The sequence below is a fragment of the Citrobacter sp. Marseille-Q5395 genome, from assembly GCF_947057495.1.
Lineage (GTDB): Bacteria > Pseudomonadota > Gammaproteobacteria > Enterobacterales > Enterobacteriaceae > Citrobacter > Citrobacter murliniae.
Window position 1 is genome coordinate 14,325 of record NZ_CAMSEL010000007.1, and the last position, 23,260, is coordinate 37,584.

21 protein-coding genes are annotated in these 23,260 nt (G+C 48.4%); all 21 read right to left on the minus strand.

The features are described from left to right. Positions 1-25: 25 nt before the first annotated feature. Complete coding sequence (rfbH, locus tag OH663_RS09775) at positions 26-1,339, minus strand: lipopolysaccharide biosynthesis protein RfbH (RefSeq protein ID WP_200012657.1); 1,314 nt, start codon at positions 1,337-1,339, stop codon at positions 26-28. 26 nt (positions 1,340-1,365) lie between these two features. Further along, complete coding sequence (gene rfbG, locus OH663_RS09780; RefSeq protein WP_200012659.1) at positions 1,366-2,448, minus strand: CDP-glucose 4,6-dehydratase; 1,083 nt, start codon at positions 2,446-2,448, stop codon at positions 1,366-1,368. Positions 2,449-2,452: 4 nt separating this feature from the next. Further along, a complete protein-coding gene (rfbF, locus tag OH663_RS09785; protein WP_045444653.1) occupies positions 2,453-3,226 on the minus strand; it encodes a glucose-1-phosphate cytidylyltransferase in 774 nt (257 codons plus the stop codon). 19 nt (positions 3,227-3,245) lie between these two features. Then, positions 3,246-4,220, minus strand: a complete 975-nt coding sequence (locus OH663_RS09790; RefSeq protein ID WP_200012661.1) for a CDP-6-deoxy-delta-3,4-glucoseen reductase — start codon at positions 4,218-4,220, stop codon at positions 3,246-3,248. 8 nt (positions 4,221-4,228) lie between these two features. After that, positions 4,229-4,777: a dTDP-4-dehydrorhamnose 3,5-epimerase gene (rfbC, locus tag OH663_RS09795; RefSeq protein ID WP_045444659.1), complete on the minus strand. Its 549-nt coding sequence runs from the start codon at positions 4,775-4,777 to the stop codon at positions 4,229-4,231. 3 nt (positions 4,778-4,780) lie between these two features. Beyond that, a complete protein-coding gene (gene rfbA / locus OH663_RS09800) occupies positions 4,781-5,659 on the minus strand; it encodes a glucose-1-phosphate thymidylyltransferase RfbA (RefSeq protein WP_045444662.1) in 879 nt (292 codons plus the stop codon). Between the two features lie 53 nt (positions 5,660-5,712). Further along, complete coding sequence (gene rfbD, locus OH663_RS09805) at positions 5,713-6,612, minus strand: dTDP-4-dehydrorhamnose reductase (RefSeq protein WP_200012664.1); 900 nt, start codon at positions 6,610-6,612, stop codon at positions 5,713-5,715. Then, positions 6,612-7,697: a dTDP-glucose 4,6-dehydratase gene (gene rfbB, locus OH663_RS09810; RefSeq protein WP_200012674.1), complete on the minus strand. Its 1,086-nt coding sequence runs from the start codon at positions 7,695-7,697 to the stop codon at positions 6,612-6,614. The genes rfbD and rfbB overlap by 1 nt, the downstream gene beginning before the upstream one ends. A 371-nt stretch (positions 7,698-8,068) precedes the next feature. Further along, on the minus strand, positions 8,069-8,962 hold the full coding sequence (galF, locus tag OH663_RS09815; protein WP_200012676.1) for a GalU regulator GalF: 894 nt from the start codon (positions 8,960-8,962) through the stop codon (positions 8,069-8,071). Between the two features lie 165 nt (positions 8,963-9,127). Next, entirely contained in the window at positions 9,128-10,516 is a 1,389-nt protein-coding gene (gene wcaM / locus OH663_RS09820) for a colanic acid biosynthesis protein WcaM (protein ID WP_200012686.1), read from the minus strand. Between the two features lie 11 nt (positions 10,517-10,527). Continuing rightward, positions 10,528-11,748: a colanic acid biosynthesis glycosyltransferase WcaL gene (gene wcaL, locus OH663_RS09825; RefSeq protein WP_200012688.1), complete on the minus strand. Its 1,221-nt coding sequence runs from the start codon at positions 11,746-11,748 to the stop codon at positions 10,528-10,530. Next, the gene (gene wcaK, locus OH663_RS09830) at positions 11,745-13,025 is read right to left on the minus strand and encodes a colanic acid biosynthesis pyruvyl transferase WcaK (protein WP_200012690.1); all 1,281 of its coding nucleotides are present in this window, start codon (positions 13,023-13,025) and stop codon (positions 11,745-11,747) included. The genes wcaL and wcaK overlap by 4 nt, the downstream gene beginning before the upstream one ends. Positions 13,026-13,048: 23 nt before the next feature. Beyond that, complete coding sequence (wzxC, locus tag OH663_RS09835) at positions 13,049-14,527, minus strand: colanic acid undecaprenyl disphosphate flippase WzxC (protein ID WP_263525717.1); 1,479 nt, start codon at positions 14,525-14,527, stop codon at positions 13,049-13,051. 1 nt (position 14,528) lies between these two features. Beyond that, positions 14,529-15,923 carry an undecaprenyl-phosphate glucose phosphotransferase gene (gene wcaJ / locus OH663_RS09840; RefSeq protein ID WP_200012703.1) on the minus strand — a complete coding sequence of 465 codons (1,395 nt, stop codon included), beginning with the start codon at positions 15,921-15,923 and terminating at the stop codon, positions 14,529-14,531. Between the two features lie 39 nt (positions 15,924-15,962). Beyond that, the gene (gene cpsG, locus OH663_RS09845) at positions 15,963-17,333 is read right to left on the minus strand and encodes a colanic acid biosynthesis phosphomannomutase CpsG (RefSeq protein WP_200012711.1); all 1,371 of its coding nucleotides are present in this window, start codon (positions 17,331-17,333) and stop codon (positions 15,963-15,965) included. Between the two features lie 112 nt (positions 17,334-17,445). Continuing rightward, positions 17,446-18,882 carry a mannose-1-phosphate guanyltransferase gene (gene cpsB, locus OH663_RS09850; RefSeq protein WP_045444690.1) on the minus strand — a complete coding sequence of 479 codons (1,437 nt, stop codon included), beginning with the start codon at positions 18,880-18,882 and terminating at the stop codon, positions 17,446-17,448. Positions 18,883-18,885: 3 nt separating this feature from the next. Beyond that, complete coding sequence (gene wcaI / locus OH663_RS09855) at positions 18,886-20,109, minus strand: colanic acid biosynthesis fucosyltransferase WcaI (protein ID WP_200012714.1); 1,224 nt, start codon at positions 20,107-20,109, stop codon at positions 18,886-18,888. Further along, complete coding sequence (locus OH663_RS09860; RefSeq protein WP_045444694.1) at positions 20,106-20,585, minus strand: GDP-mannose mannosyl hydrolase; 480 nt, start codon at positions 20,583-20,585, stop codon at positions 20,106-20,108. Before OH663_RS09860 ends, wcaI begins: the two co-directional genes overlap by 4 nt. Positions 20,586-20,587: 2 nt before the next feature. Next, positions 20,588-21,553 (minus strand): GDP-L-fucose synthase, encoded by a 966-nt coding sequence (gene fcl, locus OH663_RS09865; RefSeq protein WP_048221100.1) that lies wholly within the window; start codon positions 21,551-21,553, stop codon positions 20,588-20,590. Between the two features lie 2 nt (positions 21,554-21,555). Continuing rightward, complete coding sequence (gene gmd / locus OH663_RS09870) at positions 21,556-22,677, minus strand: GDP-mannose 4,6-dehydratase (RefSeq protein WP_045444698.1); 1,122 nt, start codon at positions 22,675-22,677, stop codon at positions 21,556-21,558. Between the two features lie 24 nt (positions 22,678-22,701). After that, the gene (gene wcaF / locus OH663_RS09875; RefSeq protein ID WP_200012716.1) at positions 22,702-23,256 is read right to left on the minus strand and encodes a colanic acid biosynthesis acetyltransferase WcaF; all 555 of its coding nucleotides are present in this window, start codon (positions 23,254-23,256) and stop codon (positions 22,702-22,704) included. Positions 23,257-23,260: the final 4 nt, after the last annotated feature.

Consider the following 23,260-nt stretch of genomic DNA (forward strand, 5'->3'; position numbering starts at 1 on the left):
GGAATTCATTCCCCTCCCTCAAAAATTAGAAATTCAGACCAAAGAACTCTTCAAATTTGCTAACTACGTAGTCCAAATGCTCAGTAGTTAGTCCTGGGTAAATACCAATCCAGAAGGTTTGATTCATTATGCGATCTGTATTTGTTAACTCACCCACTACTCGGTACTTCACATTCGCAAAATACGGTTGACGAGTCAGATTACCTGCGAATAACAGACGGGTACCGATCTTGGCTTCATCAAGAAACTTAACTAAATCAATGCGTTCAACGCCGCTAGTTTCTTTAAGCGTGATCGGGAAACCAAACCAGGATGGGTCAGATTTCTCTGTGGCTTCCGGTAACTCAAGAAACTCAGCACAGGATTGCAAACCTTGCTTAAGGTATGCAAAGTTCTCTTTGCGTTTTTGTACGAACTCTTCAACACGTTCTAATTGTGCCAGGCCACATGCAGCCTGCATATCCGTAATTTTCAGGTTATAACCCAAATGAGAGTAGGTATATTTATGGTCGTATCCGAACGGCAGAGAACCCAGTTGCTGTCCAAAACGTTTACCACAGGTATTGTCGCAACCTGGTGCACAATAACAATCACGTCCCCAGTCACGGAAGGATTCAATCAGTTTCTTTAATTCGCCTGATTTGGTAAATACAGCCCCGCCTTCTCCCATTGTGATATGGTGTGCAGGATAGAAACTCACAGTACCAATATCACCAAAAGTACCGACCATTTGACCATCATAAGTAGATCCGAGCGCATCGCAGCAGTCTTCGATAAGCCAAAGGTTATACTTATCAGCAATACGGCGCACTTCCGTTATATCAAACGTATTACCCAGTGTATGGGCGATCATAATCGCTTTTGATTTTTCACTCACTGCGGCTTCAATAAGTGAAGCGTCAACATTATAAGTAGGGATATCAACATCCACAAAAACAGGAATCAATCCATTCTGGATTGTTGGGTTAACTGTGGTTGGAAACCCTGCTGCTACGGTAATAACTTCATCACCAGGCTTGAGCGCACGATCACCAAGTTTCGGTGACGTTAATGCTGTTAAAGCCAACAAGTTCGCTGATGAGCCTGAAGTGGTTGTTAATACGTGAGGCACGCCAATAAACTCACCGAGTTTCTTCTCGAAAGCATCATTAAAACGACCCGTTGTAAGCCATCCATCTAAAGATGCTTCAACCATCAATTGCAATTCTTTCGCACCAATAACCTTCCCTGAAGGTGGGACGACACTCACACCTGCATTAAATGGTTTTGGGCTCAGTGCCTCATCGGCATACTCAGCAACGAGTTTGGATATTTGTTCACGCAGGTTTTTTGCTGTCATTGCTATAATTCCTGTACTTATCTATTTTAGCTAAAAGTGGTAGTGGTCATATAATCATGAATTTCACGTTTCGAGCATTCCAACATATCTGCTCCGTTTATCCATGCTTTATGCCATTTAACAATACGACCAAGTGTTTCAACGAGCTCCCATCTAGGGTGCCAATCTAATTGCATATGGGCTTTCGAACAATCCAGTTTAAGATAGTGTGCCTCATGGGGATGATCCTGACCATCCAACTGCCAACTGGCCCCCTCACCCCATAATGTCACCATTTTGTCGACAATGAACCCAACCGTTTTTGCATCCTCCTCACGAGGACCGAAATTCCACCCTTCTGAATATTTGACCCCCTCAACATAGAGGCTCTGTGCCACCACGATATACCCAGAAAGCGGTTCAAGTACATGTTGCCATGGACGAATGGAATGAGGATTGCGAATAACGACCTGCTTCTTTTTCTCAAAAGAACGCAAAATATCTGGAATCAAGCGATCTTCTGCCCAATCACCGCCACCAATCACATTACCCGCCCTAACCGAAGCCAAGCCAACGCCATGGTTTGCATAATCCTTAGGATTAAAAAACGAATTACGAAATGCGGAAGCAACTAGTTCAGCGCAGCCTTTGCTGTTGGAGTAGGGATCGTAACCGCCCATCGCTTCATTTTCGCGGTAACCCCAAACCCATTCACGGTTTTCATAGCATTTATCGCTGGTGATATTGACTACAGCCTTAATACCCCCAACCTGTTTTACCGCTTCAAGCAAATGTACAGTGCCCATCACGTTTGTTGAATAGGTTTCGATAGGTTCTTTATAAGAAAGCCTTACTAGCGGCTGGGCAGCCATATGAAAAATAATTTCTGGCTTAAAAGACGCTATAGAATTACGTAATTTATCAAAATCACGAATATCGCCTATTTCCGATTCCATCAAGTTACTGATATTAGCGGTGTCAAATAAGCTAGGATTCGTCGGGGCCTCAAGGGAGTAACCTTTTAGTGTTGCCCCCATTTCGCTTAGCCATAGAGAAAGCCAACTACCTTTAAAACCCGTATGGCCGGTAATGAATACGCGTTTACCCTGCCAGAAGCTCTTATCAATCATGCAGTCACTCCCATGTTTTCCAGGGCGCAGTACCTTTTTCCCATAAACCTTCAAGGTACGTTTTATCGCGCAGTGTATCCATCGGCTGCCAGAACCCTGCATGCTCGTAAGCCATGAGTTCTCCCTGTTTAGCCAATGTCATCAACGGTTCCTGTTCCCAGGTAGTCGCATCATTTTCAATAAGATCGATCACTGAAGGATTTAGTACGAAGAAACCACCGTTGATCATCGCGCCATCGCCTTTAGGCTTCTCCTGGAACGATTGAACCTGGCCGCCACGGATATCCAGGGCACCAAAACGTCCAGGAGGGAACGTTGCCGTCAAAGTTGCTTTTTTGCCATGCGCTTTATGAAAATCGATCGTAGCTCTGATATTGAGATCGGCAACACCATCGCCATATGTAAACAGAAACGCTTCATCATCTTTTACGTACTCAGCCACACGTTTCAAACGGCCACCGGTCATAGATGAATCACCAGTATCAACTAGCGTTACATTCCACGGTTCTACGCGCTTGTGGTGAACTTCCATTCTATTTTCTGCCATATGAAATGTTACATCCGACATATGCAGAAAATAGTTCGCAAAGTATTCTTTGATTACATATCCCTTGTATCCACAACAGATAATAAAATCTTTAATGCCGTGGGCGGAATACATTTTCATAATATGCCAAAGAATCGGCTTACCACCAATCTCAACCATTGGTTTTGGTTTTACTATTGTTTCTTCACTCAATCTGGTACCAAGTCCACCAGCCAGAATTACCGCTTTCATACCTAACCCTCTATTATCATTATTTAGATGCGGTAAAAGCATCAGAATAGAAATTATCAACAGACAGATTTTTCGAAATAAAGTCTTTTTTGCTTACATCGATCATGATGGGCGACCCACATGCATAAATATCAAACGATTCAAGCGAGTCAAAATCTTCCATCACAGCCTGGTGAACAAAGCCTTTACGCCCATTCCATGTTTGATCATCCCCGGACACCACGGGAATAAAATGTATCCGATCAAAATCCCTGCTCCATTCGTCAGGAACTTTCGAATAGAAATCTTTCGCAAATGGCATCCCCCAATAAATATAGATATCGCGAGAGATTGTTTTTTTCACTAAATACTCAACCATGGATTTAACAGGGGCAAACCCTGTACCACCGGCGATGAAAATAATTGGGCGATCGTTTTCTCTAATGAAAAAAGTTCCACACGGGCCTTCAATACGCATCAAAGTATTAACTTGTAACTCATTGAAAATCAATGAACTCATTTGGCCATTGATAACATTCCTGATATGTAACTCAATACCATCTGCTTCATTGCTATTCGCAATAGAATAGCTACGCGTTACACCTTTGTATTGCAGATTAATATATTGCCCAGGAAGAAAACTCATTTTAGCAGTTGGGGGGAGACGAAGAGTGATCTTCATAACATCAGCAGAAACAAGATCGATACTATTGACTTTACAAGGTACGATCTTCTTCACCTGCCCTTGTAATTCTGGATAGTAAAGGGCCTGCAACTGTATATTACTTTTAGGCTTACAATTGCAGGTGAGAACTTTATCCCCTTGTGCATATATCCTGCCCATGGGATCTGTCGCTTCTCCGGCAAGTAATGTAGATTCACAAACCCCGCAATCTCCATTTTTACAGCTGTGCTCCAGATGTATACCCGCAGAGAGCGCAGAATCGAGGATTGTCGAGTCTTCTTCACCTGAGAATTCAATATTGGATGGGAAAATCTTAATTAGATGTGACACAGTAATTCTTACTCAGATAATGAAACTTGTTCTAACGACGGAGCAACAGCATCTTTTGCTGAAAGTTCTGGAGGTTGTGTAATCGGCCACTCGATACCAATTATTTCATCACTCCACAATATGCTACCCTCAGCAGATGGGGCATAATAATTTGTTGCTTTATAAAGGAACTCAGCGGTTTCACTCAGTGTGACAAAACCATGTGCAAAACCTTCAGGTATCCAGAGTTGCTTCTTATTTTCTGCTGACAGATGTACGCCAACCCATTTTCCAAATGTCGGTGAATTTTTGCGGATATCAACAGCCACATCAAATACCTCACCAAGCGTGCAACGTACTAACTTGCCCTGGGCATGTGATCCTTTTTGAAAATGCAGCCCTCTAAGCACTCCTTTTCTCGATTTAGAGTGATTATCCTGCACAAAAGTAATTTTACGCCCAACCGATTCTTCGAAAATTTTCTGACTAAAACTTTCGAAAAAGAACCCACGCTCATCTCCAAACACTTTCGGTTCAAAGATCAACACTTCCGGAATTGCTGTTTGAATAACGTTCATCTCTTATAAACCTTTAACCATTTTTATAAGATACTTGCCATAATCGTTCTTTGATAAAGGCTCTGCCAGTTTTTCAACCTGAGAGACATCAATAAACCCCTTACGAAAAGCTATCTCTTCCGGGCAAGACACTTTTAGCCCCTGGCGTTCTTCGATGGTGGCAATAAAATTACTGGCTTCGATCAGACTCTGGTGTGTCCCTGTGTCCAACCACGCATAGCCACGCCCCATCATTGCTACAGATAAACGGCCCTGCTCCATATAAATTCGGTTAATATCTGTGATTTCCAGTTCACCGCGCGCCGAGGGATTCAAGCTTTTTGCCATTTCCACGACATCGTTGTCGTAGAAATATAATCCGGTAACCGCATAATTGCTCTTTGGCTCTAGAGGTTTTTCTTCAAGACTAATAGCGGTACCATTCTTATCGAATTCCACTACACCGTAGCGCTCTGGATCGTTCACATGATATGCAAATACTGTTGCCCCACTTTCTTGATTGACTGCATCACCCATTAATTTTGGCAGGTCATGTCCATAAAAAATGTTGTCCCCCAATACTAATGCGCAATCATCATTTCCGATGAACTCTTCACCAATGATAAATGCCTGGGCCAGTCCATCCGGAGTAGGTTGTATTTTGTATTGGAGATTTATCCCCCATTGGCTGCCGTCACCCAGAAGTTGTTCGAAACGAGGAGTATCCTGCGGGGTACTAATAATCAGAATATCACGAATACCAGCCAGCATCAGAGTAGAAAGCGGGTAATAAATCATCGGCTTGTCATAAATAGGCAATAGCTGCTTACTCACTGCCATAGTTACTGGATATAAACGGGTGCCCGATCCACCAGCTAAAATAATACCTTTACGCGTTTTCATTTCATTTTCTCTTTATGCGCAAAATGCCCGCTTACGCAGCATTATTATCATGTTCAGATTGCTGTTGTAGTAAATAATTCGTTCAGCATACGCTTTACACCAGACTCCCACTGTGGAAGAACAAGCCCAAAGTGACGCTGGAATTTTTCAGTATTTAGACGAGAATTATTCGGTCGGCGAGCAGGTGTTGGATAAGCATTGGTTGGCACTTCATTCAATTTATTAATTGCTAATTCAACACCAGCTTTTCTGGCCTCATCAAACACCAAAGCAGCATAGTCATGCCATGTGGTAACACCACTCGCAACCAGGTGATAGAGACCAGCAACCTCATGATTTTTAATAGCTATACGAATAGCATGGGCGGTACAATCCGCCAGCAACTCCGCACCTGTCGGTGCACCATACTGATCGTTAATAACTGACAGCTCCGTCCGTTCTCTCGCCAGCCGTAGCATGGTTTTGGCAAAATTATTACCTTTACCGGCATAAACCCAACTAGTACGGAAAATAAGATGTTTCTGACAGTATTCTTGTAACGCCTTCTCACCAGCCAGTTTAGTTTCGCCATAAACATTCAACGGTGCCGTAATATCATCTTCACGCCACGGTATTTCACCGGTACCGGGGAAAACGTAATCCGTTGAATAATGTACCACCCACGCTCCTGTTTCAGCGGCAGCTTTAGCGATGGCTTCTACACTTGTAGCATTGAGCAACTGCGCAAATTCAACTTCTGACTCAGCTTTATCTACAGCGGTATGTGCCGCCGCATTAACAACTACATCGGGACGTATCTTACGTACGGTTTCAGCAATACCTTCTGGATTACTGAAATCTCCACAGTAATCTTTAGAGTGAACATCAAGAGCAATAATATTGCCAAGTGGGGCTAATGCTCGTTGAAGTTCCCAACCCACCTGACCATTTTTCCCAAAAAGCAGAATATTCATTACTGACGTTCCCCGTAATTCTGTTCAATCCAGGTTTTATAGGCACCACTTTTAACGTTATCTACCCATTGAGTATTGTGCAGATACCATTCCACCGTTTTACGGATCCCGCTTTCAAAGGTTTCTCGCGGCTTCCAGCCCAGCTCGCGGCTAATTTTATCTGCATCGATAGCGTAGCGGCGATCATGGCCCGGACGATCAGTTACATAGGTGATTTGTTCTCTGTACGAAACCGCTTTTGGTACAATCTCATCCAAAAGATCGCAAATGGTATGAACTACATCGATATTTTTTTTCTCATTATGGCCACCGATATTGTAGGTTTCACCAATTTGACCTTCTGTCACAACGGTGTACAGCGCTCGGGCATGATCTTCTACATACAACCAATCACGGATTTGGTCGCCTTTGCCATAAATGGGCAGAGCCTTTCCTTCAAGAGCGTTAAGGATCACTAACGGAATCAACTTCTCAGGAAAGTGGTACGGTCCATAGTTGTTTGAACAGTTGGTGACAATCGTGGGTAATCCATAGGTTCGCATCCAGGCGCGAACCAGATGATCGCTGGAAGCTTTCGATGCAGAATATGGGCTGCTAGGTGCATAAGGTGTTTTTTCTGTAAACATCGGTAATTCTGCACCGCTCGCCACTTCATCCGGATGCGGCAAATCGCCGTACACTTCATCCGTCGAAATATGATGAAAACGAAACGCCGACTTCATCTCAGAGTCCATTGTTGACCAATAGGCACGCGCGGACTCCAACAGCACATACGTGCCCACAATATTCGTTTCAATGAAGTCAGCAGGTCCGGTAATAGAACGGTCTACATGGCTCTCGGCCGCAAGGTGCATCACTGCATCAGGTTTATGCGTAGCAAAAATACGCTCCATTGCCGTTTTATCGCAAATATCCGCATGCTCAAAATGATACCGACTGCTTTCATTAACTTCAGCAAGCGATTCCAGGTTACCGGCGTAGGTTAGTTTGTCAACATTAACAACCGCATCCTGGGTATTTTTGATTATATGACGAACAACTGCAGATCCAATGAACCCCGCCCCACCAGTAACAAGTATTTTCACTTTTTAATTCCGAATATCATATATATGGCTACTATTAAGATGCTGGTATAAAAACAGCCCCCTGGATATTTATCCACGCTACCGCCCCTGGCTTCACAGCTACCAGAGCACTACATAAATTTCCAAAGATGTAACCAGCCCCGCTAGCTATCGCAAAGCTCTCTTAAGCTCAAACGCTAATTGTCTTACCAAATGCTGTCATAAACAAGGGAAAATCTGACAAAGATAAGATTAAACTTAGTAGTTTAACTCGTTGTTATTGGTTGTTTTTAATAAAAAAACGACAGTAACATTCCATTGCATCAAGCATAGACGCTGGAATGTTAGCTGCCGCTATTTTTTGTGGAGTATTGTCACAAAGAAATCAAAATCTATTCGCTAAGCAACTTCTCAATGCTCTTGCGAAACTTCGGTCCTTCCTTCAGGTTGCGCAGCCCGTACTTCACAAAGGCCTGCATGTAACCCATTTTTTTACCACAGTCATAGCTATCGCCGGTCATCAGCATGGCATCAACAGACTGTTTTTTCGCCAATTCAGCAATTGCATCGGTTAACTGAATACGTCCCCATGCGCCAGGTTGCGTATGCTCTAATTCAACCCAGATATCTGCAGAAAGCACATAACGCCCCACGGCCATCAGATCGGAGTCCAGCGTTTGTGGCTGATCGGGTTTTTCAATAAATTCAACGATGCGGCTAACTTTACCTTCATTATCTAAAGGTTCTTTAGTCTGAATGACGGAGTACTCGGAAAGGTCGCCTTCCATACGTTTTGCCAACACCTGGCTACGCCCAGTTTCATTAAAGCGGGCAACCATAGCAGCCAGGTTGTAGCGCAACGGATCTGCACTTGCATTGTCAAGAATAACATCAGGTAACACCACCACGAACGGGTTATCCCCTACAATCGGGCGGGCACATAGAATTGAATGACCAAGGCCAAGCAGCTGAGCCTGACGAACGTTCATAATAGTCACGCCAGGAGGGCAGATAGATTGTACTTCGGCTAGCAGTTGGCGTTTTACGCGTTGCTCAAGAAGAGACTCTAATTCATAAGAGGTGTCGAAGTGGTTCTCTACTGCATTCTTGGATGCATGAGTAACCAGAACGATTTCTTTGATCCCTGCAGCAACAATCTCGTCGACAATGTACTGAATCATCGGCTTATCGACGATCGGCAGCATCTCTTTTGGGATGGCCTTTGTGGCAGGCAACATATGCATCCCCAGGCCCGCTACCGGAATAACTGCTTTCAAATTAACCATTAAGTCATTCACCTATACAATAGTTGCTGAATTATAGCTTTTTAGCTTGTTTTAGCCAGTATGAATTACATTGATCAGATGCCTCACATGTTACTCCGCTTATGTGCCAAATGCAGTAGTATTAATCTCAAGCTGGTATCATTTTAGGCAGAAAAGCTCGTAAAATTACCGCTCCGGTAGCGTAAAATTCACTGTATCCACATTCACCACCTGATGATTCACCCTGTCGATATCGGCCGAACTCTGCCCGGTCTCATTTACCGCATTGACATTAGCCAGTGACAGCAATGTATTCTCTTTGGCCATAAACTTCCCGCGAATGTCCTTACGCAAATCGAAGTGCATTTTTAGCGCGGGACCCACTGTGGATTGCTGCATTACCTTGATATTACGTAAAAACAGATGCTGCGGTTTGTTATGTAGCTCAAGCGTTCCACGCTTCATATCGACATTGGTGATGGATACGAAAGAGGTAGCATTACCTGAGGAAATCTGGATGCCGCGTAATTTATAATCAAAACTAGTGTTATCCAGTTGAATATTATTTAATTTAAAGTTTTGAGGTATCGATAAATATCGCCCTTTGACTACGCCGTAACCAATCAGTATTCCCGCGCTATTCCTCATCTTTATATTATCTATCACAAAATTATCACACCCATAAATAGCAATCGTTGCATTATCAATACCCGCTTCCTTACTGAAATCCGGAGTGATATTCCGCGCATTGACATTACGAATGATAAAATGCTTACCGTTCTCCACATGGATTAACTGGCGGCAGTCGCTACCGGTGATATTCGCAACCACAAAGTTTTTCACTGCCTGGTCGTCCGGGTAGGTATTGTCATAGGTACTTCCCGCCAGCCCTATACCGATGCCCCAGTTAACATTGCCATTGGTACAGTTGATGCGCTCTATAACATGGTCGGAGATAAGAATATCGCGATCGTTTATTGCCACATTCCACTCAATGGCATCGCCCTGCAAATCACTAAAGCGACTATTAGTGATTTGCACACCATCCAGTTGGTTATGAAATCCCTGGCGCAGGATCCCGTAATTAGCATGGGTGATGGTAATATCATCGATGGTAAGGTTGCGCATCACCCGCTTTTTTTTACCGCCGATATATATCTGCGTCACCGGACCAAAACCGCTCATCATGATTCCTTTAATCAGGCAGTCCGATCCACGCACATCGAGGGTAATATTATGCAGGCTCCCGCCTTTCTCCCCTACTACCTTGCAACCATCCTGCAGAACAAATCGACCACGCCCATTACTGCTTATGTGACCTTGCAGAAGTAATGTTTTACCTTGCGGAATGAAAATCCCGGTATTCATGTTTCCACATACCAACCCGACAGGTACAACGACCGTTTGTGCCTCTGAAAATGCCTGTCGGAACGAAGCTACCCAATCCTTTGGATCGTAGTCCTGAATGTTAACGCTGCGCCCGGTTTCAAGCGAGCGTCCAACCGGTGAATGGAGTACGACAAGCGCGGAGCCTGCCGCCAGAAAGGTACGTCGGGAAAGTTTTTTCTCTGGCATACAACCTCGAATCACAGCGTTTGCAACAGGCTGGATAACTGCGTATTGATGACTGACTGATTGAATTCAGATTCAATTTTCTCACGTGCACGCAGCACAATTGGCTTTAGCTCTCCGCTGTCGATATGAGTCAATGCTGCCAGTCGTTCTGCCAGCGCCTGCGCATCGTTTTCGGGAACCAGCCAGCCTGTCTTACCGGACTCAACCAGCTCAGGGATACCACTGTGAACGGTAGAAACGACCGGGATCCCCACAGCCATCGCTTCCATCAGTGCCACCGGGATCCCCTCCATATCACCATCCGTCCCTGTGATTGAGGGCAGCAGAAATACGTCCGCTCGCTCGAGCATCTCTTTCACCTGATGACTGGGCATAAAACCCGACATTTCAATCACATCATCCAGTTGATATTGCTCAATCAGCGTACGCAGACGACGCTCCCAGGGGCCAATGCCCAGGATCCGATAACGAAATGCCATGCCCTGCTCTTTCAACTGACGACAGGCTTCGATGGCGACGTGCAGCCCTTTTTTCTCGGTTAATCGTGCGACAGAGAGAATTTCCAGCGGAGCAGCAGGTGCTTTCACTTCACGAGGAGTAAACCGTGTCATATCTATCCCCATGCGTGATACAGCGATTTTTTCTGGCGGGCATCCCATCTTTTGTAAACGCCCGGCCCAAAGATTACTGATCGGCAACATTAAATCTCCGCGCTGAAACAGCTTTTGATATTCCGGGGTATAACGGGCAAGCACCTCCCGATGTGAAATATCAATGCCGTGAAACACCGTCGCTATTTTGCCGCTAATTACACCAAGCTCACGTAGTTTCGCCGCCGTCACACCTGCCGGTCCAAAGTGAGCAATAAACACATCGGCATGCAATGCCTTTGGCGTTAACCCGCATATGGCGGCCAAAATCAGGTTGCGCGCCTCATCACCGTAGCGCGAAATATTGAGTGCCTTCCAGGAGACCATGCGGGTAATCCCTTGTAACGCAGTAGTAATCCGGTATTGCAACTTCCTCAGTTTGTCGTTCGGTTCATCAAGCAGCCAGCGCGTTTTTTCTGCCAGCTGATAGGCATCGTATGAGGCATGCGTATTTTCAAGGTCGCCCTTATGCAAGGCGACAATTTCCACTTCATAACCCATATCAATAAACGCAGTGATCTGATTAAGCACAAAAGTTTCTGATGAAAGCGGGAATTTGAGCAGGAAAAATCCAACCTTCATTTTTCCTCCCCGATACGAGCTAATACCGACTGCACCATACGCAACCCCTGTTCACGTTCACGCTTTACAGCGTCTTCCACGCGTACGTTCAGTTCCAGTAGTTGGCCGAGGGTATCGGTAACCTTACCTTCCAGGCTGCCATCCAGCAGATGACTAATATCAACAGCCATCTCCGGTAGCCCCAGTTGTTGCATTATCCCTGCCGATTTATGCTCGTAATTAATAGCGATGGCTGGCGTCATAAAGTTCATCGAGATAATAGCGGAGTGCAGACGAGTACCTACCGTCAGACGGCATGCGCCGAGAATTTTTCCCATCTCGAGGTCATTCAGTTCATCCATTACCACGTAGTAACGGTCTGGATCGTTGATGTACTGACGCAGATTCAGCGCCACCATGCGGTCATCTTTGTTGTAACTATCAATCCCGGTACACGTTGACAGCGCCACCACCTGGTAACCTGCGTCAAGGATCCGGTTCACCACCCCGGCAAACGCTTGCTCATAGGCCTGCTGCGTTGTTCCCAGACGCTTATCAAACGGAGCCAGTTCACGCAGGGTAATGGCGACGGTTTTTTGTTTTGCCACCGTTTGTAACCAGTGCTGTACAGCATAACCAGGCTCAAAATCATCCTGATGATTGTCAACGAGCCAGGCTGTATCCACGCCGGACTCAACTTTCGCCGTGGTTATTTCACTGCGTTTCATCAGTTCCAGGCTGACGGACTCACGCAAAATAAGCGCATTACAGTGACCAAAGACATAATTCGCCAGTTGGTTAAACTGTGCATCCTGGAATGGCCCGACGCTGTGACCGATCATGTACAGCGGCTTTTTCGCCATAAACGCGCACAGGGCATGTTCAAACTGCGGCACGCCGTACAGATCGACAAAAAAAGATCCGCCGACCTGGATAATGGCGTCATAGCGCGAAAGCAGACGGACAAAGTCGGTAAATCCCTGAGCAATTGCGATATTACGCAGATTGCCAGAATCAGTGACGCGAGAAAGCAGTACCTGATGCTGATAGCGACGGCGCAGTATTTTCTTCACCCGCCCTACCACACCCGCAGCATTGTTGTGCTGCTTCATTTGTGAATACAACGGATCGCCCATCACCGGGCGGTTCAGTAACCAGGAGGAACTCACCGGGTAGCGGCTCATCACATCTACTTCAGTCTCTGGCTGTAGCGTATTAATGGCATCCAACAAACCGCGCAGAATAGCGCTATCACCACGATTTCCGCAGGTGTGGTTGCCCAGAATTAGTAATTTCATAATGACCTCTTAAAACGATTTTCTTACCCTGCGCGTAGCAGTGTTTTCATTTTTTCACTGCGGCAGAACTGGCGCTTAACCTCCACCACCAGCGGATGACGCGAAAGTAAAATCATCACGGTAAACGCCAGCGCCCCTGCCGCTATTTGTAAGGCCAGCAGCATGCTTAACAGCAACTGACCTTGCAGCGTAATTCCAGTCAGGTAACTCACAACCAGTGTCGGTAAGGAGAGATAGAACGGTAACCACAGACTGAGCATGTACTGCCGGTAGCTCGGCCCCAGTACCGGTTTGATCATCACGAAATAGCTAAGGATGGTGTTAATGATCTGTACCAGCAAAAACCCCAGCGTGACGCCAAGCGCACCAGCAATATTCCCGCCAACCAGAATGGCAGGGATAAACAAAAAGGTTTTGAATACATTGAATTTGAAGCTGATATCGACACGTGCTTTTGCCATCAGCAAAGAACCTATCGGATTACCGACTGAACGCAGCAGACCCACAATGCACAGCAGTTGCAGTACCGGAACGATACTGTTCCACTTCTCACCAAACACCAGCGGCACCGCGTTGTTCGACACCACCATTAATCCCAGCAGCGCCGGGAAATTGATAATCCCCACGACCGACAGCAGCTTGTAAAAATTCACCCGTAGCTTTTCCGTGTCGTCCTGAATTTTGGCAAACGCCGGAAACAGCACGCGGGTAATAATCGGGTTCAGTTTGATTGGCGGGACCACCGCCACGTTCCAGGCGAGATTGAATCCCCCCGCCACGCCTGCGCCCAATGTTCTGGCCAGCACCAGCGTGGAAAGATTGGTATTAACGTAATTGATGATGCTGTCTGCAGTCAGCCACGCGCCAAAACGCAGGTTTGCCGACACGCTAGCGAGGGAAAAATGCAGTCCGGGGCGATAAATTTTGCGACCCAAATAGCCGAACAGCAGCGTTCGCAGCACACAGTTCACCAGATAGCCCAGAATAGCCGTCATCGCTAACGGCCAAACGTGGGCGCTGACCACGGTAACGGTAAACCCGGCCAGCACCGAACTGGTTTCGATGATGCCAATTTTGTTGAATTCCAGCTCTTTTTGCATCAGGGCGCGGAACTGTTGGCCACGCGGTATTACCACAAACGCCAGCGACAACGCTTTTATCAGCGGCGCCAAATCGGGGGTGTTCAGTACACTGGCAATCGTATCACTGAGCAGAAACATCGCTACGCAAACAACAATACCCAGTCCAACGTTTATCCAGTACAGGGTGGTGAGTTCAACATAACCGATCTCTTTGCGCTGAATAATAGAATTGCCGATACCAAAATCTGACAGCGTATCTGCCAGCGCGATAATCACCAGCGACACGGTTAACAGCCCGAACTGATGGCTATCAATAATGCGCGCCAGTACAGTCATCTGGATCAGGCCAAGGCCAATGATGATCACCGTGGCAATTGCTGACCACTTTGCGCCGTTGAGGGTTTTTTCTCGTAAACTCATATTAATACGCCGCTTTATTCACAAAGCCTTTAAACACCGTCAGAAAAACAATCTTGATATCGAACCACACGCTCCATTCACGAATGTACTCAAGGTCAAACTCAACGCGTTTTTCCATTTTTTCCAGCGTATCGGTTTCACCACGCCAGCCATTGATTTGCGCCCAACCGGTAATGCCGGGTTTCACCTTATGGCGCAGCATGTAACCTTCGATCAACTGACGATACTGTTCGTTATGCGCCACCGCATGCGGACGTGGGCCGACAATAGACATCCCCCCCGTCAGCACATTAATAAACTGCGGCAGTTCATCAAGCGAAGTGCGGCGCAGGAAGTTGCCTATGCGGGTCACACGCGGATCATTCTGGGTCGCCTGAGTCACCACCGCATCGTTTTCCATTACCTTCATGGAGCGAAATTTCCAGACTTTGATCGGTTTGCCGTCTATGCCGTAACGCGTCTGGCGAAAAATGACTGGTCCCTTTGAGGTCAGCTTCACCATCAGCGCAATGGCGCATAACACCGGAGAAATAAGCAACAGAATTAACGACGCCAGCACGATATCTTCCGCGCGTTTCAGCAGACGGTTAATGCCTGACAGCGGCGTGTCATACAAGGGGACAACCGGCACACCATTCATCTCTTCAATCCGCGAGTGCAGGATATTGAAAGTAAAGACATCGGGAATAAGGATCACCGAACAGGTGGTATCAGCCAGGTCGCGCACCAGTTTTTTTATGCGTGCCCCGTCGCTCATCGACATTGCGATATAGACGTTATGAATGCGTGAAGATTTGGCGTCATCCACCAGTTGTTGCAGATTTCCGGCCCAGTCACGAGAGTTTCGTCCAGGCTCTGGGTCATGATAGACGCCAGCCACCTCAAAACCGAGCCACGGTTCATGGCGAAAGCTATCCAGCAGCATCTGCCCTGCGGGGAGATCGCCTGCAACTGCTACCCGTCGAGTGTTATAACCGCGGTTTCGCAACCATCCCGCACCGAAGCGAATAAAAGCACGGCACAGCACCAGACCGACGCTTGAAAGCAAATACCACGCCAGCCACAGGGCCAGTCGGTTATCAAAATCGTTATTAAAGGCAATCAATCCCGCACTAAAAATCAGACTCAGCGTCCAGTTTTGCAGCAGTAACACCAGCTCAGTGGATATTTTGACGCCGCGCCAGGAGCGGTAAAAATCCGTTATTCCGCCCAGCATCTGGAAAACCACCAACGTGATTAACGCCACCAGCAGGTGCATGTACAGGAAAGGCAAACCGGCCAATTCGCAGACCATCCACAGTCCGCCAAACATGATGGTGATATCCGAAAAGCGTTGCACCATCGAGATTAACGACGCATTGGTTTTGGTTCGTTCGCGCTTTTTTAGATGTGTCATCGTAGTTCCTGTTAGTCAACCCGTCCGGAAGAACCGGCATTACTGATTCAGCAACGCCAGAAGAGTGCGCGTTCGCGCTTCCATCAACGGAATATCTCCGCGCGATTCCACATTAAGGCGCACCACGGGTTCGGTGTTGGAGGAACGTAAATTGAAGCGCCAGTCGGCAAATGACATGCTGATACCATCGGTTCTGTCCACCGTCAGCGCCTCACCTGAAAAATGTTGTTCCACACGATTGATAGCCACTGCCGGCTCCGCCAGCGTGCTGTTAATTTCGCCACTCGCCGGGTACGCCGCCATCCGGTCACGTACCAGTTCGCCCAGCGACTGTCTTTTCAGACACAGCAATTCCGCTACCAGCAACCACGGGATCATCCCACTATCGCAGTAAGCAAAATCGCGGAAATAGTGATGGGCGCTCATCTCACCGCCGTAAACCGCATCTTCATGACGCATACGCTCTTTGATAAAAGCGTGGCCGGTTTTCGACATCACCGGCGTGCCTCCCGCAGTGTTCACCACATCCACCGTGTTCCAGGACAAACGCGGGTCGTGGATAATTTTGGCCCCCGGATATTTCTCCAGAAATGCCTGTGCCAGCAGGCCAACGATGTAGTAACCCTCGATAAACTGGCCCTTCTCATCGAACAGGAAGCAACGGTCAAAATCCCCGTCAAAAGCAATCCCCATATCCGCACCGTGTTCAATCACCGCATTCCGGGTATCTGCACGACATTCCGGTAACAGTGGGTTGGGAATACCATTAGGGAAGGAGCCATCCGGGGTATTGTGAATTTTGATGAATTCAACCGGCACGCCCAGCGTCTTAAACCGGGCTTCAATGGCATCCACCACCGGACCTGCCGCACCATTACCAGAATTAAGCACCAGCTTTATCGGTTGCAGATTGTTGACGTTGATATAACTCAGCAGATGGTCAATGTAAGCGTCACGCAGATTAATAGTCTTGTAACTACCGCGTGTTGTCGGGTTGACGGGCGGAAAATCGTTAGACTGTGCCAGGCGCTGCACGTCTCGCAGGCCGGTATCGCCGCTGATGGGTCGCGCGCCTTCGCGCACCAGCTTCATCCCGTTGTAGTCCATCGGGTTATGACTGGCGGTGACTTCGATACCACCGTCAACACCAAGGTGAAACGTCGCGAAGTAAATCTCTTCAGTGCCTGACATACCAAGATCCAGTACGTCCACCCCCGCGTCCTGCAGCCCTTTCGCCAGCGCCAGCTTAAGCGCTTCGCTACTCAGACGCACATCACCGCCCAGTACCACCGTTTTCGGTTGCAGGAATTCACCACAGGCGCGGCCAATACGCCATGCAATGTCTTCATTCAGCTCGTCGCCTAGCTTGCCGCGAATATCGTAGGCTTTGAAACAGGTTAATTTCGTCATGATTTCCCCTTTTTCAGGCAACAGTTAGCCCTGACCGGAATATGGCCAAAACAGGTTGTTGTCATTATTTGCCCGATAACGCTGTGCTTACCGGGCCTACAGATTTGTAGCGTTAAACCCGTCCGTAGCGGTCCTCAAAGCGCACCACATCGTCCTCTTCGAGATAGGATCCCGAGCGCACTTCAATCAGGTCTAGCGGAATTTTTCCGGGGTTCTCCAGGCAATGAGTCGCCCCCAGAGGAATATAGACCGACTCATTTTCGCCAAGCAGTTTGATGTCGTCATTGACTGTCACCTTAGCCGTACCGGCCACCACCACCCAATGTTCGGCGCGGTGATGATGCATCTGCACAGACAACCCCTCACCCGGTTTAACGGTAATACGCTTCACCTGGTAGCGTTCTCCGGCATCAATAGAGTCATACTTGCCCCACGGACGGTACACTTCACGGTGAATATGGTGTTCATGGCGTCCGTCAGCTTTAATCTGTTCAACCACCTTTTTCACATCCTGTACCGCGTTGCGATCGGCAATCAACACCGCATCTTTGGTCTGTACCACCACCAGATCCTTCACACCAACAGTCGTCACCAGGCCTGACTCCGCGTAGACATAGCTGTTTTCAGTTTTGTGGCTAATCACGTCGCCGTGATGCACATTACCTTCGGCGGTATGGGCGCTGATTTCCCACAGCGATGACCACGAACCCACATCACTCCAGCCCGCGTTCATCGGCATCACTACTGCGTCAGCCGTATGCTCCATCACCGCATAGTCCACCGACTCTTCCGGGCAGGCGAGAAAGGCCTCTTCATCAACGCGAACGAAATCAAGATCGGGATCGGCCATGCTCATGGCATTCTCACAGGCGTCGAAAATATCTGGACGGTACTTTCTCAGTTCTTCGAGGTAGCGACCGGCACGGAACAAAAACATACCGCTGTTCCAGTAGTAATCGCCGCTTGCCACATAACCCCGCGCGGTTTCAAGATTGGGTTTCTCAACAAACTGCGCAACGTCAAAAGCGACAGCATCGGTATTGGTGGGGGAAACATCGCCACGCCGAATATAACCGTAGCCAGTTTCAGCCTGATCCGGCACGATGCCAAACGTCACCAGTTTACCCGCATCGGCATAAGGCATGGCATTGCGAACCGCTTCGCGAAAAGCCCCTTCGTTGGTAATCACATGATCAGCTGCCAGCACCAACAGTACCGGATCCCCCTGCGGGGTGTGACGTTTTGCCGCAAGCGCAGCCAGCGCAATCGCTGGGGCTGTATTGCGCCCTGCGGGTTCAAGGATAATGTTCTCGGTCAGCTTATTAAGTTGTCGTAACTGTTCCGCCACGATGAAACGGTGTTGTTCATTGCAGATAACGACCGGGCTTTCGCACTCTACGCCGTTCAGACGACAAATTGTGGTCTGCAACATGGTGAGATCGCCTTTCAGGCACAAGAACTGTTTTGGATACAGTACACGGGACAACGGCCACAACCGACTACCAGAGCCACCGGCCATAACGACCGGAAAGAGTTTGGATTGACTCATGATTTATCCCCGTATATCTGCAATAAATTGGGTGAGCACATTTTCTTTATCCAGCGTGCATTCGGCATAGTTTCGCGCCACCGTGTTTACTTTTGGCATCATCAACGCCTGTTCAATACCACTGACCAATGCACTCACCGACTCCGGCTCCACGCAAACCGCAATCCCCGGATAGCTTTCACAGAGCTGACCGAGTTCGGTTTCAGGCTCGGCGGTGATCACTGCATTGCCGCCAACAGCGAGTATATTGGTCAGTTTTGAAGGCAAAACGGCATCCGCCGCACCACGTTTTTGCACGACTAAATGGCAATCGCCCATCTTCAGTAACGCAGGTAGCGCGTCATAAGACTGCAGGGGGAAAAATTTCACGTTGTGCAGACCAAGTTCACTGACCATCTTCTCCAGCCGCGCTTTTCCACCACCCTGCCCGACGATCACAAACAACCATGGTTGATTCCTAAGTTGAACTGCCGCATCAATCACGCTTTCCAGTCCCTGTTTTTCTCCAACATTGCCTGAGTAGAGAATGATTTTTTGATCTTCAGGCAAACCGAGGTACTGACGTAGTGCCTGAGCATCGGCTGTGGACACCTCACGAAAACGCGCCACTTCCGACCAGTTAGGAAAGAAAATAACCTTCTGCGGCGCGACGCCTTTTCCCTCAGCTTTGTTCATCATGGAACGAGAGATTGTCGAAACGTGGTCCACACTGTGCAGACCACTGCGCTCAAAAGCGCTGGCCAGTTTCGCCACTGCGCTGCTTTTGCTTTTCCCGACCATCCCGAGCCCTAACATAGCGTCAACTTCATAGTCCTGGATGTGCAGCAGCGTCCGCGCCCCGGAAAGCCAGGCCAGCAACCGCATGCCAGGCGTACAAAACAGCGTTGGCACTACACCAATAATGCGATCCGGTTTCCAGCGACGCTGGGCCATTAGCGGGAAAAAACTACTCAGAGCGAAACTGCCTAAATGCAGCAGGCGCTTAAGCGTTGATGGCTGTTCAGGCACGTACAGCGGACAACGCCAGACAATGGCATCACCCTCCTCACGACGGTAGCGCCAGCAGGAATAGCGACCGTTTACTTTCCACTGTGGATAATAAGGAGGCGCGGTGATCACCCGAACGTCATGCCCTTTGCGCGCCATCCACTCCACCATCTCACCGGTGTACTTGCCGATGCCAGTTAGCTCGGGAGAATAGTTAATGCCATACACCAGGATCTTCATATTCCCGCCACTCCGGGCTGACGCTCCGGCATAAAGTACGCCAGGCTATTATCGTGCACGTTCTCACACTCCAACAGTGCCTCAGGTGTTAGCCAGCGATACGCCTCATGCTGGGCATCAGGCAATTGCAGTTCGTTTTGCTGCACCCGCAGACGAAAACCGAGCACGATGTAGTGGGTCGAGAAATCCTCACCGGAAAAGTTATCGTCATAAAAGTGCTGCCAGACCCCATAAAACTTGCCTGCGGATATCGATAAACGCAGCCCCAGTTCGGCTTCGGTCAGGCGTTCGAAGGCCATGTGAAGCGGCTCATCTTTTTGCACCCGCCCCCCCGGTACAAACCAGTATCCCTGAGCCGGGCGATTGATGCGCTGACCAAACAGGTACTCGCCACGCGCGTTTTCCACAATCAAATCAATAGCCACCAACGGGGCAGAGCGCACGACGGTGGCAAAATCTTCATGGCGTAAAAACATAATTACCCCCGATACCGCTGCTGATTCTCAAGGAACCACTGCCAGGTGCTGGCAAGTCCGGCCTCCAGCGACACTTCGTGATACCAGCCAAGCTGGTGTAGTCGCGTGACATCGAGCAACTTCCGTGGTGTACCATCCGGTTTCGAGGCATCAAACACCACGCGCCCTTTGTAGCCCACTACCTTCGCGATAGTCTGCGCCAGTTCGCGAATAGTGCAGTCAACACCTGTACCTACGTTGATATGCGACAACATCGGCTGGGTGTGCTCTCGCCAGACTTCGCGAGCCAGCTCCATCACATGAATACTGGCCGCGGCCATATCATCCACATGCAGGAACTCGCGCATCGGCGTCCCGCTCCCCCACACCACAACGTCCGCCGCATTTTGATTACAGGCATCATGAAAGCGGCGCAGCAACGCCGGGATCACATGCGAATTGCTCGGATGAAAATTGTCGTGCGGCCCGTATAGATTGGTGGGCATTACCGAACGATAGTCGCGGTCATATTGACGGTTGTATGACTCGCACAACTTGATCCCGGCAATTTTTGCAATCGCATACGGTTCATTAGTGGGTTCAAGCGCCCCCTGCAATAGTTCACTTTCGTGCATCGGCTGTCTGGCCATCTTCGGGTAAATGCATGATGAGCCGAGGAAGAGCAGCTTATTCACGTTATGCTGATGAGCCGCATGAATAACATTGCTCTCAATCATCATGTTTTCATAAATAAAATCAGCAGGATAAGTATTATTTGCCACAATACCACCCACTTTTGCCGCTGCCAGATACACCTGGTCAATACGTTCGGTCGCGAAGAAGTGACGCACCGCATTCCCGTCCAGCAGATTAAGCTCATCACGGGTACGCAGCACCAACTCAACGTTATCGCGCTGCGCCAGTTGCCTCACGATGGCAGACCCCACCATCCCGCGATGGCCCGCCACAAAAATACGTTGTTTCATCATCCTCAGTACTCCAGCGCGATGGCGACCTCATACCCATGGGATTTCAGCAGAGAATGTCGCTTCGCCGCCTCCAGATCGTTGGCAACCATTTCAGAGACCATCTGGCGCAGCGTAATTTCCGGTTTCCAGCCCAGTTTTTCGTGAGCCCTGGCCGGATCGCCCAGCAGAGTTTCTACCTCAGCCGGACGGAAATAACGCGGATCGACAGCAATCATCACATCGCCCGGTTTAACACCTGGGGCATCATGGCCGGTCACGGAAACGACAATCCCTTTTTCGTTCACGCCCTGACCTTCAAAGCGCAATTTAATGCCCAACTGTGCCGCAGCCATTTCCACAAACTGACGTACGGAATACTGCACACCAGTGGCAATAACAAAATCTTCTGGTGTTTCCTGTTGCAGCATCATCCACTGCATCCTGACGTAATCTTTGGCATGTCCCCAGTCGCGCAGGGAATCCATATTGCCGAGATACAGACACGACTCCAGCCCCTGGGCGATATTGGCAATCGCGCGGGTAATTTTCCGCGTGACAAAGGTTTCCCCCCGGCGCGGGGATTCGTGGTTAAACAGAATGCCGTTACAGGCGAACATGCCGTAGGATTCACGGTAGTTGACGGTGATCCAGTAGGCATACAGTTTGGCAACTGCATACGGCGATCGCGGATAAAACGGCGTGGTCTCTTTCTGCGGAATTTCCTGTACCAGGCCATACAATTCAGAGGTGGATGCCTGATAAAAACGGGTTTTCTTTTCGAGACCGAGGAAGCGGATCGCCTCCAGCAGGCGCAGCGTGCCAATCGCATCGACGTCAGCGGTATATTCCGGTGATTCAAATGACACCGCTACGTGGCTCATCGCCCCCAGGTTATAAACTTCATCCGGTTGAACTTCCTGTAAAATCCGGGTCAGGTTGGAGGTATCCGTCAGATCGCCATAGTGCAGATGGAATTTGGGATTACCCGAATGCGGATCCTGGTAAATATGGTCCACGCGTTCGGTGTTAAACGATGATGCACGGCGTTTAATACCATGCACTTCATAACCTTTTTCCAGCAAAAGCTCTGCCAGATAGGAACCATCCTGCCCGGTTACGCCAGTAATGAGAGCGACTTTTGACATGTTTTCACCTCTTAAATGATCCCCTCAGGGAGTAACTTTTTCGACGCGTTTGCGCGTAACAACTGCGGGATTACCCCGACAAACGGTATTTGCCGGCAGCGATTTAAAAACGCTGCTTCGTGCACCCACTACGGTGCCATCGCCAATCGTCACACCAGGAGCAACAAAAACATCCGTCGCCAGCCAGCATTTCTCACCAACAACAATCGGCGTGGCGGTAATATCAAAATATTGACTGGTGAAATCATGACTCCCGGTGCATAAATAACTTTTCTGTGAAATAACCGCGTGCGCACCAATCGTAATATTACCCAGCGTATATAAAACCGTGTCATCACCTACCCAGGCATAATCTCCCAGGGTTAATTTCCACGGATAAGTAATTTTTACTGAAGGTCTGATTACTACGTTTTTTCCTATTTTCGCGCCAAACATTCGTAATAAAAATGCGCGCCAGCGATACATCACCTGTGGTGACAGCCGAAATAATGTCGCCTGTACTACCCACCATAATTGCACTTTAATGGCGCCGCCACCGCGAAAACCTTTCGGTACTGAGAAGCCATTTAAATTCTGCATAGTG